The sequence below is a fragment of the Thermophagus sp. OGC60D27 genome (genome assembly GCF_052400625.1).
GTDB lineage: Bacteria > Bacteroidota > Bacteroidia > Bacteroidales > Marinilabiliaceae > Thermophagus.
On record NZ_JBQTGH010000009.1, the window covers coordinates 105,249 to 117,481 of the forward strand.

The following is a 12,233-nucleotide window of genomic DNA, read 5'->3' on the forward strand; positions in this document are numbered from 1 at the left end:
ACAATAGATGCAGAAAACAGGCCTCCTATTCGGTTCTTTTAACCCCATTCACATAGGCCATTTGGCCTTGGCCAATTATGTTTTGGAATATGCCCCCTTCGATGAAGTTTGGTTTGTAGTCAGTCCGCAAAATCCTCTAAAAAACAGTGAAGATTTGGCACCTGCCCAACACCGCTTGGCAATGACCAATCTTGCAATTAATGCAGAGCCCCGATTTAAGAGCTCTGACATCGAATTTTCCATGCCAGTTCCTTCATATACCCTAAACACGTTGCAAAGATTAAATGAACTTCATCCTACCCATGATTTCTCATTAATCATCGGAAGTGATAACCTGATAAATATTGATCGTTGGCATAATTTCCGTACACTGCTTCAAGAACATTCCCTCTTGGTCTACCCCCGACCTGAATATCCTATCGAAAAAGCTGTGATTGCCCTGCCTAAATCAGTCAATGTTCTTAATGCTCCCATGTTGGACATATCGTCCACTCTCATAAGAAAAGGTTTAAAAGAAAAGAAAAATCTGAGATTTCTACTTCCCGCCGGAGTCTATGACTATATATTACAACACCGGCTTTATCAACAAAAAAAAGAGTGAAAAAAGGATTTAATCATTCTTTTTTCACTCTCATATCATTAAAACTCATTTATTAAGAGCTTCAAGTCACTGGAAATAGAATCTTAACCGACACAACTTAAAGATTACATTTTGTCAATTCTTTATTGAATTATTTTCGTATTCCAGTATCAAAAGGGCTTAACATCAAGAATTTTCGGCAAGCCACCGCTCAGCATCTATAGCGGCCATACAGCCAGTCCCTGCCGCCGTCACTGCCTGCCGATAAGTTGTGTCCTGGACATCACCACAGGCAAATACCCCAGGGACATTTGTTTTAGTGGATCCGGGTTGTGTTTTAATATATCCCACCTCATCTGTTTCCAGATAATCTTTGAATATATCTGAATTCGGCTTATGGCCAATAGCCAAAAAGAATCCATCAATTTTTAGTTTCACTTCTTCCTCTTCAGGTGTACCTTTTTTCTTTACCAAGAGTGCCCCTTCTACAACACCGTCGCCAAACAACCCTTTAGTCTGATGCTCCCACAGTATTTCTATATTGGGGGTATTAAAAACACGCTCTTGCATCACTTTAGAGGCTCTTAAAACATCCCGTCGTACAATCATATAAACTTTGTTGACAATCCCTGCCAAATAAGTAGCTTCCTCGCAAGCAGTGTCTCCTCCTCCTACTACAGCCACGTCTTTACCTTTGTAAAAGAAACCGTCGCAGGTGGCACAGGCAGAAACACCTGAACCAGAATATTTCTTTTCATCTTCAAGACCAAGATATTTGGCTGTTGCTCCGGTCGCAATAATTAGCGATTCTGTCTCAATGATTTTATTATCATCAATGGTTATCTTAAAGGGTCGTTTTGACAGGTCGGCCTTAGTCGCCATTCCAAACCTAATGTCGGTACCAAAACGAGCTGCCTGCTTTTTCAAATCCTCCATCATTTCAGGTCCTGTGACACCCTCCGGATATCCGGGGAAATTTTCAACCTCTGTGGTGGTAGTCAACTGTCCACCCGGTTGAAGACCTTCATATAACATAGGCTTTAAATTCGCCCTGGCCGCATATATGGCGGCTGTATAACCAGCAGGACCTGACCCGACAATCAAAACCCTTGTTTTTTCAACATCGGTTATTTCTCCAGTTTTGTTTTGTTGTTCGGGTTTGTCTGCCCCCAAATTGTCCATTTTTTCAAATAATGCCATAGTATATAATTATTTTATAGATTATTCTATCACTTTAAATATCGAGATGTCTCCATATTTCAAAAAGAATACCAAACTAAAAATTAAGGTTATTGATGATCCCTTCAACTTTGCTAAATTATTATAGCAAACGCTTTAATCATGCTGGTTTAAAGGTATGTTTGACGTGAGTTCTCCTACATTAAAATTAATCAATGCTAACACCTATCAAACATACCATGCATTACCATTTATATATCCGCCAAATACATCCCAGATTCAAAACTGCTAAAGAAAACCAGTTTTCAGTATTTTTTGTTTTCTCCGCTCCGCATTTTTGACATAGAAAATCAAAAAAACAAAAAAATTATTCATCCGGCTCATGACATTGAGACATCTTCATCTGTCAATTTTTCATCAGTATAAAATTTATTTTATTCATTGGCCTGTTAGAACTCGCATAACCGTAAGTTGATACATACTCTTATTGCGACCAACTTCCTTGGTCGTGCTCGTTTCATCCGCATATAATCTATTGGCCCAATCGAACTTCTACAACGCAATTTTATGTATCCTCTAATTTTTTGCAATCCCGGTCCAACCGAATGAAATCTTCAATAAATCATTTCAAGGTAAATCTAATGAACAGGATGAAATGCTGTATGCAGAAATTACCCCAAGACCACCCTCTACATTATTAAAAATGAGAATCGGATCCAATAAAGGAAGATCATAGCCAAATTCAGCAATTATCCGACTACGAAAATAATCAAAATACTGTCTCGTATGTGACAGGAGCATAAAAACAATTCGTCTCTTTGAATTAGGTGAATCTGTAGGTAATATATACTGATTAGGAATATAAAGAATTAATTCATAATCTTCACCATTAAACAAATAATCCGAAAAACAGCCTTCAAAATCCAGTCCTCCAATCAAACTTCCCTCCTGATCCCGTACATAAAAGACCTTATCAACCTTGGAATAGTCAATCCTATTTCGTTTACAAATGGTATCATTTTGCCCAATGCTACAAATTTCTTCAAATACCAGTAATTGATAATAATTGGATACCGCCTTAGGGTCCGGAATTATTAGATGGCACTCTAGTAAACTATCTAATCCCAATCCAAGATCATTCTTCACCACCTTAAGCGTATCTTTAATTACCATCGAAACAGGGTGCGGAACAACAGTCTCGCCAGAAGCCTTATTGCCCTTGCTATCATAAGCATCTATCCTAAAAGTATCACCATAGGAAATCCCAATGTCTTCACGATAGGCCCAGGTCTGATCAAATGGAAAGATAAAATCATCTACCAATTTTCCATTTTTATAAACCGTAATGTTTCCATCATAAACACGTTCAAAATCGTCAATAGAAAAAAAGCTGACACTTTTGCTCAAATGCACATTGAATGCAGAATCCGGGTTAAGAAACGAAAACAGCACCAGATTCCCTCCTTTTTCTTCTAATTCCACTTTCAAACTCTTTTCACAGCCGAAAAACAGCATTCCCACTATCGTCAAAATATAAACTACTCTGTTTGGGGTCATTACTTTATTGATTAATATTTAATTTTGAATGGAACCTACAAATTTGGCGTTAATCACAAACGATTTAGGCCATCTCTTCTATCCAAGCCCGGTTTTTATAATTTAACGGTTTCCCAATAGCATGACAAGAAATCCCAATTCAATCAAAATTTGAAGGAATACTTGACATAAGGAATTGGAAACGGGAAAAGACTCAACTGCCGCAATTCCCTCAATGCTGATCCTTCCGGGGCATCATCTTTCTCACCAAAATACAACAAGAAAGGATTTTGATGTCCATAGGCATTTATCAACCCAAAACTCCAAATTCGTTTTCCTCTGCTTCTCTTTTGACTAAAATTTATTCCCAGGTCGAGGCGATGAAATGACGGCATCCGATAATTATTTATGGATTTTACACTCTGAGAATAGCCAAATTCTGAAGCCTCATCAAAAGGAAGTGTGGGGGCAAAATACTTTTCTTCAGAGATGGTAACAGGATTTCCGGAACCAAACATCCAATTTAAACTGCCGGTAATTCGGCTATTTATTCGATAATTCATAAAAATACTCGCATCATGACGCCGATCATAGCGACCGGGAAACGACTTTCCCTCGTTCAAACCATCAAAAAAACTAGTGGTATGGGAGTATGTATATCCCACCCATCCGGTTATTTTCCCTCTGTTTTTCTGTAAAAGGACTTCCCCTCCCAACGATTCCCCACGCCCGGATGTCAGTTTATCTTCCCACGCTGTACTATAATCAAAAAATCCCGTACTCTCCTTATATGCTAATATATTTTCAAACGACTTCAAATAACCTTCAATAGAAAGAATAAACTTATTTCTTTTTCTAAAATAAATATTAACCCCTAAGGATCCCTGATGCGAATGCATGGGCTCGATCTCATCGGTTACAGGCAACCATAAATCTGTTGGCAAAGAAAAACCGGCAGTACCCACCAAATGAATAAACTGGGACATTACGGAATAACTACCTTTTAAATCCCAAAGGGGTGATAATCGGTAACGTAAAGAAACCCTCGGTTCAAAGGACCAATAGGGTGTGGTTTCACCAAGAAACAAAGCCGTATGTAGACCGGCATTTCCCAATAGTTTCGCACCCAAAGTGAATTCATTCTCAATGTACCCTCGATACTCCTGACCCGAGACCCTTACATCTTCTATTACCGTTGTTTCTTCTGAATCTCCATACCCCGGGGTCGTTTGCATAATATCAACACCGGGATTAAACCGATGCAATACACCACTCACCCCAAATCTTAAAGTGTAATCAGGAGAAGAATAATATTCAAAGTCATTTTTAAAAGTAAAATCCTGGATTCCACTTAAATACTTTTGCTCAAATGATATCAGAGAACGATCTTCGGTCTCATTTCTTTTAAGACCTATAAAAAAACGATAATTGGAATAGGTTGCAGTAACATTAGAGAAAAGACGTTTACTTATAATATAGTTCCACCTTAAGGCACTGGTAAAATTACCCCAACCAGCATTACTCTCATCATTGATAGATATAATATCCTGTATGTCCGGATTACCACCAACACCAACCTCAAAATCTCGAAAATTATACAAAGTATAAAACTTGTCGCGCCCCCAATAAGCACTCAAGTAAACTTTACTACGATCGGAAAACTCATAATTTACTTTTCCATTGAGATCAAAAAAATAATAATTGGTTTTCTCCTCATCGCCCAATTGATAAAGAGCGGCTAATGCATCGATATAAGTACGTCTCAATGAGACTGCAAACGTTGATTTATCTTTAAACACCGGCCCTTCTATGGCCAGTCCCGATGAAAGCAGTCCCAAAGACACATCTCCTCCGATCCGGTCGGAACGGCCATCTTTCATACGCACATCTACGACCGAAGACAATCGGCCTCCATATCGAGCAGGAAACCCATCTTTCGTCACAGACACCTGGCTTACGGCCTCTGTATTGAATATGGAGAAGAACCCCAACAAATGTCCTACATTATATACCGGAACATCATCAAGAAGCACCAAATTCTGGTCTGGCCCTCCTCCTCGCACATAAAGACCGGAAAATCCTTCTGATCCGCTTTGAATACCAGGAAGCATTTGAATGCCTCTAACCAAATCCGGTTCGCCAAATAGTGCCGGTGCATCAACAATTTGATCCATCGATACCCGCATGGCGCCAAAACTACTGCCTTCAAACATATTGGGCATCCGCGAACCTAACACAGATATTTCCGGCAACTCCACACTGGGGCTCAAACTAAAGCTGATAACGGTATCACTGATAAGATTGAATCGTCGGATGGCAGATTTATACCCCACAAAAGAAGCATTCAATTCCGTTTCACCACCGGGAAGTGTCAAACTATAAAACCCGTAAAAATTGGTTGCTGTCCCCTGGTCGCGCGTAGAATTATAGATATTGGCTCCCAGCAATCGTTCTCCACTTCGTTCATCACTAACAAATCCTCTGATCGTAAAACTCTGTTCGGATAATTTTAAGGGACGAAGAATGATTCGGTTATTCCTGTCGCTATAAGTAAAAGGACAATCTTTAAAGATCTCATTTAAGAAACCGGCAAGAGTGTTTTCAGCACTTGAAAGGGTAATATTTTCCTTCAGACATAGTCGAGAACTATAACTAATCACAATCCCACTTTTCTTCTGCAAGTGATCAATAAGCTCAACCGTCGAACCACTTGTCTTATCGATGACAAAGCGGATACTTTCAGCTCGTTGCGCAGAGCCCACAACAATAGTTGCCGCATAAATCAATACGACAACCACCATCCGTTCTATATGTTTATTTCTGAATGAAGTCAATTTCAAGAGAATTTCAATTAGATGAAATATCCCTCGAAATTAGTCAGAGATTGTTAAAACACCTTCTTTTAGCAGGAATTTTTTATCAAAGAGTATTTCCAGTTCTTCAATGACCGCTAAAACCGACTGATTGGAAAAGGATGTAGTCACTTCCACATCACTGGTCGTATTAACATTTACTTCTTCTATTTCGTCATAATAATCCAACAGAGTTTTGGCGACATTCTGCAAAGAACTTTGCTTAAAAACGAGTTTTCCCGTCTTCCAGGATAAGAAGTTGCTATCTGAATAAGGTTCTACATGCACCTTCCCATCTTTGACGAAAGCCGAATTTCCTGCAGCCACAGGCTTCAAAGTATGACGGTAACTAAACGATACAATTCCCTTTGTTACGTTGAGTTCTAGATTTTCGACTCCACTTCCTGTTTCCAGATGAAAAGAAGTCCCCAAGACTTCCACTACCACTCCTTCGGGAGTATGAATTCTGAACGGATTCTCCGAATCGGATTGGACATCAAAAAAACCTTCACCATCCAAGGAAACAGTTCTTTTCCCGTCTCCAAAATTTTTCAGATATTTCAGAGAAGAGTAATTATTAAGATATACCATACTATTATCCGGAAGTCTCAGCGAATCCACATAATCTCCTGTCTTAAAAGCGGTCCACCGACCAAATCCGGGAATATTCCAATAAGTATACAATGCGGCACTCACTAAAAACATCACCACAAATATGGCAGCCACCTTCATAAAAGCATCAAGCAAAACTACTCTCCCTTTCTTGGGTGACGACAAAGAAATTCTATTCCGAATTTTTTGCCAATCACTTTCCAAAAGATCTTTAGGAAGATGTACTCGGCACCCAGCATTCCATATCAATTGGAATTCCTGAAAAACCTTTTCATTTTCTTCCGATTGCTGTCGCCATTGTTCAAGCTGAAATTTCTCCTCAGAGTTGATCTCTCCGGAAAAATATCGGACCAAAGTTTCAGTTGGTATATTTTCTGATTTTCCCATGTAATTTTTCTTTTTGCTCATATAACCGCAATAGCTGTCATATTCGCATTCATCAGCTAAATTGGAACCACCAGTTAATGAAATTGTATCGAACCAAAAATCACCGACGTTTCCTGAGCCTTTTCTTCTTCATTGACCGTCACTTCTCGAACTGCTTTGGCCTTTTCTATTTCTGCTTTGGCGTTCACCTCTTCAGTGGAAGGCGTACCCAGTAAATCCGCAAACATTTGAAGTAAAAATTCCATTTCTTCCTTGTATTTTAGGGTTAACAAAACCAAATTTGTTCTTATACATTACCTAAGACAATCAACCCATTCGCCACACGTACAAAAAAAATATTTTAGACTGAATCAAAATAACAACGCTATCGATCCCAAAATCAAAATAACAAAAGGCAAATAACCATGTTTTTTAAGATCGGTTCTAATTTTCTTCAACGCATTACTGATTTGCGTCTCTACGGTTCGTTTGGATATGGATAATTGTTTTGCAATATCTGCATTGGGAACTCCTTCATGGCGGCTCATGACAAAAATCTCACGGCATTTGGCCGGCAATTCGTTTACCACTCTACTAATCCTTCCCTCAAGCTCACTAAGATTCAACAACTCATCATTATTAACCTGTTCATCCATTTCATTCCTAATCTTTCCATGGTGCTCCCGTTCCATTTTTTCTTTCTTCAATTGATTCAAAGCACGGTTGCGTACCGACTGATAAAGATGAGCCTTCAACGAAGTGTGTATATGAATGGTTTTTCGTTTATCGTATAATCCAACGAAAACATCCTGAACAATATTTCTTGATGAATCCAAGTCTTCAACAAAGCGGTTAGCAAAGGACACCAACATCGGATAATAGTTATCAAACAAATAACGAAAGGCCGATTCCGTTCCTTCGGTAATACCACGTAATAGTTCCTGCTCTGTCCATTCGTTATCCATTGACTTCATTCCTGTTGTAATTTTCTATTTTGGATGTTCAAACCTCTCGTTGTCGGCTTCATTATATCCCGACTAAAAATTAATTCGTCAAAAGGAAAAGATGAAACACTTCATAAGACAACCAACCTTCTGTCCGACCCTTTTCTATTTTTTGATTCAAAGATTCAATTATCTCTTCCAAATCACAAAAATAAATAATTAACAAAGACAAAATATTCTTTTTTCCCAAAACTGATTATTTTACCTTCTCGGCAGACAAGAAAACTCTAAAAATTACCTTAATATCCTCTTCTATACAAATTTCAGAACTACTCGCTTCAAACTTGTTTACTCGGATAAAGTTTCCTCATCTTATTGGTTGAGTGGAACTCCATGACGAAGTTCTATGCATGATCATTTTTGATCATCTTAATTGGTCATGCTCAATTCATTCTCTTCACATAAAAAATAAAAATTGTAAAATGGAAATAATTTTCACCAACACTATTTGCTGAAACCTTCAATTTATTTATCTTTGCACCGTCTTTGAAACAAGGCACTATTGCGGGATGTAGCTCAGCCCGGTTAGAGTACACGTCTGGGGGGCGTGGGGTCGCGAGTTCGAATCTCGCCATCCCGACAAAAAGGGTCAGTATTTGATACTGACCCTTTTTATTTTACGGCATTCAAAGCCCATAATCCACTTAACACAAGCATTAATAACATACAATCAAGCTTTTTAATGCTTATCGAAAACGATCGACTTTTGGGGCACCTTTTTTTTGAGCAAATAGTCACCAATATCTTTATTAAACTCTTTTGACCCAACGACACAAAAAGTTTTTGATTTCCTGTCGACACACTGATCAATACGTTCATACAAATCGGCCCTATTGGTCACCATACAATTATGGATTTTGTTGTCCGGTAATTTATCCAACTCGTTACGATAAACAAAATTGCCGCTACGATCAATATTAATATTGATTAGAGGTGTTTTTGCCGCAGTTTTTTTCAGATGCTCCAGAATCAACGGTCGAAAAGTCGCGATGCCAACGCCCATACTTATTAAAACAATGGGATCTTCAAACTTCGCCTTGGCAAAATGATTTCCCATCTTAAACATACGAATTTCATCACCCACATTAATATTCAGCATAATTCGTTTAAACTGCGATGGATTTTCCCTGATACGAGTGGTAAAACCGATAAAATTCTCATCCGGATGACTCATTATGGATAGCTCTCTTACCAGCTCCTTTTTCAGTTTTTCACCGTTTGCAAGAGACGAGCTCAAAAAATGGGCATAAGCCCCGGGACTCCATTGTATTTTTTCCGGTACAGAGAATTTAAAGGTATAGGTAGAGGGTGCTTCCTCTATGACTTCGATTAGCCTGATAGGCGTTGAAATACTCCTCACAAATTTTGAAAGCATAATTTTTTAATGAATTATATTTTGATAGATTTTAAGAATAAACAGAATCGCAATCCGTCGGCAATAAACGTTTCTTTTGCCTCATTTTTTACTAGACCAAAAGGGTTATCTATTCTAATAAATCGAAATCTTATACAATTGTTCACCTATTGAACCTGGTCAATAACAGCATTTCCTTAATAGACGACAATGAATCCAAGCTTAAAAAATAGCTTTCAATGCTTTACAAAAAACAGGTAAAAGAAATAAAAACCGGAAGATATTAAAATGAATTATTAGCGGTAAATAGACAAAAAAAGGGCTCTCTCCGCTCTGCAGAGGTCCCTAGATAAAAAGAATTTAGCTACCAAGCATTAAAGATCATCAGTACAGATGCTACAATTTGAGTCCCAGCAAAGAGATACTTCAAATTTTTAGGTTTTGATTTCAATGCCACTTTAGCACCGGCATAACCACCTATTATACCTCCAATTGCTAAAGGTATCGCTAAGCTGAAGTCAAAAACGCCGGCCCCCAGATGTCCGAAAAATCCGGCAGCAGCCGATAAAAAAACCAGCATGGTAGACGAACCAATGGCCACATGCATTGGAACATTCATGGTTAGAAGCATCAACGGAACCAAAAATGAGCCTCCCGATACGCCTACCATCCCCGAAACAAATCCGGAGAATATCACCACAGGCACTGTCACCAAAAGATTTACATAAAATACCTGATCGTCTGATTTTAGCAATAATACCCACGCCTTATCCATATTCAGCTTTCGGTTGGGTTTTCGAAGCATTAATAAGGCTGCCAAAAACATCATCACAGCAAATGTGACCTTTAAAACCCGATCATTAAAATATGATCCCAAGAAACCGCCGGCCACAGCAGAAAAAAAGAGCATCCCCCCAAGCAATAGCGTCAATTTCCAATGATTCATTTTTTGCTTACTAAAGAGGATCGCAGCCATAAGGGATGAAAACATTAAAACAAACTGCCCTACCGATGCAGAAAGGTTCATTCCCACTCCTGAAATCACCAAGGTAAGCACATAAAAATTACCACCCCCACGGCCGGTCATGGTCATAAAAAAAGCAATGAGCATAAAGATTACAGACAGGATCAATTCGCTCATCGGTTCAATTTTTTAAACAGCTTTCCAGGCTTAACAGCTTCCATCAGACCGGCATAACCACCCGGAATAATCCTTACATTATTGTAACCTTTACTCCTCAAATAAACAAAAATAATAACCGCGCGTACCCCTGCCGAACAAAAGACACCAACCGTCTTATCTTTTGGTATTTCATCTATTCTATCCGGCACTTCATTGGTTGGGATTTCCAACACCTCACAAAAATGCGACAAAGGAAATTTCACGGTCTCCACCTCTTCTCTAGCCCGGATATCCAAAAGAACGGTATTATCAGATGCCAAAAAGGTTTCTGCATCCAGATTGTGCTGTCCCATTCCAAAATACCGGAAATCCATCTCTTTAATTACTTTTTCTAATTCGTTCATCAATAAAAAAATTATAAAACTTAAATTGGGAGAAGCGCAGCATCCTGCCACCTCATCTTAACCATGGCAGGCTGTCTCCAGGAAGTTGGCAAACTTACTAAATCGATCGTAAAAAATTTTATTGTTGCTCAATAAATTAATTCCCCGGTTAAAGAAAAAAAAGTGTAGAATTTAAAACATAGAGCATTAAATTTGTATTGTCAGACCGCAGCAATCCAATACAATATCGATATAAAATGGTCAGGCCAAATTAAAATGGAAGAGGAAAACGGAGTCAACCGGGAAGAAAAAAATATTGCATGAATTCCCCAGACAATCAACCCGCCCCAAAGTCGACTAAACGATAGGGGACGGCCCATGGCCTGAGAAACAGAACGAACGATTAATGGGCACTTACCACAAAATACCCTCGGAATAGGGACAGACAAGTTTAACCTTTTAAACACATCATTATGAAAAAGATTTTAAATGTATTATTAGGTGAAAACTATCTAACCCAAAAACCAAATGCATTCATAGCCTACCCACTCACTAAAGGAAGGGTCTCCATCGATGACGTAATCCGTATGATGAAGCAAGATGGCATGGAAATACACGAAGCCACGGCCAAGGACATCGTGGAACGATTCCATAAAAAAGTAGCAGAGCTGGTGCTTGCCGGATTCATTGTGAATATAGGACTGGCCATTTTGCGGCCCATAATTAAAGGGATATTTCTTGACAAAATATGGGATCCGGCACAACACGCTGTTAAAGTTGCTTTCGTTCAGGGATCCATTATACGGTCGGCCCTAGCAGATACCGAAGTCCATATTATTGGTAAAAAAAATTCTTCCGTTCAATTATTTTCCGTTGTCGATAAAACAACGGGCAACACTGATGGTCAGTTGAAGGTTGGTCGTCCGGTCGAATTGAGAGGAAAAGGTATTAAAATAGCCGGCGAGGCCGACCAGGTAGGCATTTTCTTCACCAACACCGATACCGGAGAATCGATTAAAATACCGGATGAATTCATCGCCTTGAATAATCCCAAACTCATCCTTTTTGTCATACCCGACTATTTCGTCCCGGGTCAGTATAAACTGTCGTTGATAACAAAATACCTAAGAAACAACAAGCAATACAAGAAGTTACGAAGTGCTGTATTGCCGTTTGCTGTAAACATTGAATAATATATTTGCGACAATAAAAAGACGGGATGAATTTCATAATTACGATTTCCA

At 38.8% G+C, this 12,233-nt stretch carries 11 protein-coding genes and 1 tRNA gene; 3 read left to right on the top strand and 9 right to left on the bottom strand.

Annotated elements, in window-relative coordinates:
• The first annotated feature begins 7 nt into the window (after positions 1 to 7).
• Entirely contained in the window at positions 8 to 601 is a 594-nt protein-coding gene (gene nadD / locus ACT29H_RS12295; RefSeq protein ID WP_444821932.1) for a nicotinate (nicotinamide) nucleotide adenylyltransferase, read from the top strand.
• 165 nt (positions 602 to 766) lie between these two features.
• Here the strand turns inward: nadD and trxB are convergent, their stop codons facing one another.
• The 6 genes from trxB to ACT29H_RS12325 all read right to left on the bottom strand — a co-directional run bounded on the left by trxB (position 767) and on the right by ACT29H_RS12325 (position 8,099).
• Positions 767 to 1,780: a thioredoxin-disulfide reductase gene (trxB, locus tag ACT29H_RS12300; RefSeq protein ID WP_444821933.1), complete on the bottom strand. Its 1,014-nt coding sequence runs from the start codon at positions 1,778 to 1,780 to the stop codon at positions 767 to 769.
• A gap of 606 nt (positions 1,781 to 2,386) precedes the next feature.
• Positions 2,387 to 3,316 carry a DUF4249 domain-containing protein gene (locus tag ACT29H_RS12305; protein WP_444821934.1) on the bottom strand — a complete coding sequence of 310 codons (930 nt, stop codon included), beginning with the start codon at positions 3,314 to 3,316 and terminating at the stop codon, positions 2,387 to 2,389.
• A 143-nt stretch (positions 3,317 to 3,459) separates the two neighbouring features.
• On the bottom strand, positions 3,460 to 6,096 hold the full coding sequence (locus ACT29H_RS12310; protein WP_444821935.1) for a TonB-dependent receptor: 2,637 nt from the start codon (positions 6,094 to 6,096) through the stop codon (positions 3,460 to 3,462).
• Positions 6,097 to 6,168: 72 nt separating this feature from the next.
• The gene (locus tag ACT29H_RS12315) at positions 6,169 to 7,146 is read right to left on the bottom strand and encodes a FecR family protein (RefSeq protein WP_444821936.1); all 978 of its coding nucleotides are present in this window, start codon (positions 7,144 to 7,146) and stop codon (positions 6,169 to 6,171) included.
• Positions 7,147 to 7,220: 74 nt separating this feature from the next.
• Positions 7,221 to 7,391: a hypothetical protein gene (locus ACT29H_RS12320; RefSeq protein ID WP_444821937.1), complete on the bottom strand. Its 171-nt coding sequence runs from the start codon at positions 7,389 to 7,391 to the stop codon at positions 7,221 to 7,223.
• Positions 7,392 to 7,496: 105 nt separating this feature from the next.
• Entirely contained in the window at positions 7,497 to 8,099 is a 603-nt protein-coding gene (locus tag ACT29H_RS12325; protein ID WP_444821938.1) for an RNA polymerase sigma-70 factor, read from the bottom strand.
• 535 nt (positions 8,100 to 8,634) lie between these two features.
• Between ACT29H_RS12325 and ACT29H_RS12330 the strand changes: the two genes are divergently transcribed.
• Positions 8,635 to 8,709: transfer RNA gene (locus ACT29H_RS12330), tRNA-Pro, on the top strand.
• Between the two features lie 99 nt (positions 8,710 to 8,808).
• On the opposite strand, the gene ACT29H_RS12335 is transcribed toward ACT29H_RS12330, so the two are convergent.
• From ACT29H_RS12335 to ACT29H_RS12345, 3 genes are all read right to left on the bottom strand, one after another.
• Positions 8,809 to 9,504, bottom strand: a complete 696-nt coding sequence (locus tag ACT29H_RS12335; RefSeq protein ID WP_444821939.1) for an FAD-dependent oxidoreductase — start codon at positions 9,502 to 9,504, stop codon at positions 8,809 to 8,811.
• A gap of 343 nt (positions 9,505 to 9,847) precedes the next feature.
• Positions 9,848 to 10,624 (bottom strand): sulfite exporter TauE/SafE family protein, encoded by a 777-nt coding sequence (locus ACT29H_RS12340; RefSeq protein ID WP_444821940.1) that lies wholly within the window; start codon positions 10,622 to 10,624, stop codon positions 9,848 to 9,850.
• Positions 10,621 to 11,010, bottom strand: a complete 390-nt coding sequence (locus tag ACT29H_RS12345; RefSeq protein ID WP_444821941.1) for a rhodanese-like domain-containing protein — start codon at positions 11,008 to 11,010, stop codon at positions 10,621 to 10,623. The genes ACT29H_RS12340 and ACT29H_RS12345 overlap by 4 nt, the downstream gene beginning before the upstream one ends.
• A 452-nt stretch (positions 11,011 to 11,462) precedes the next feature.
• Here ACT29H_RS12345 and ACT29H_RS12350 point away from each other — a divergent pair, with 452 nt between their 5' ends.
• Positions 11,463 to 12,182 (top strand): DNA-binding domain-containing protein, encoded by a 720-nt coding sequence (locus ACT29H_RS12350; protein WP_444821942.1) that lies wholly within the window; start codon positions 11,463 to 11,465, stop codon positions 12,180 to 12,182.
• Positions 12,183 to 12,233 lie beyond the last annotated feature (51 nt).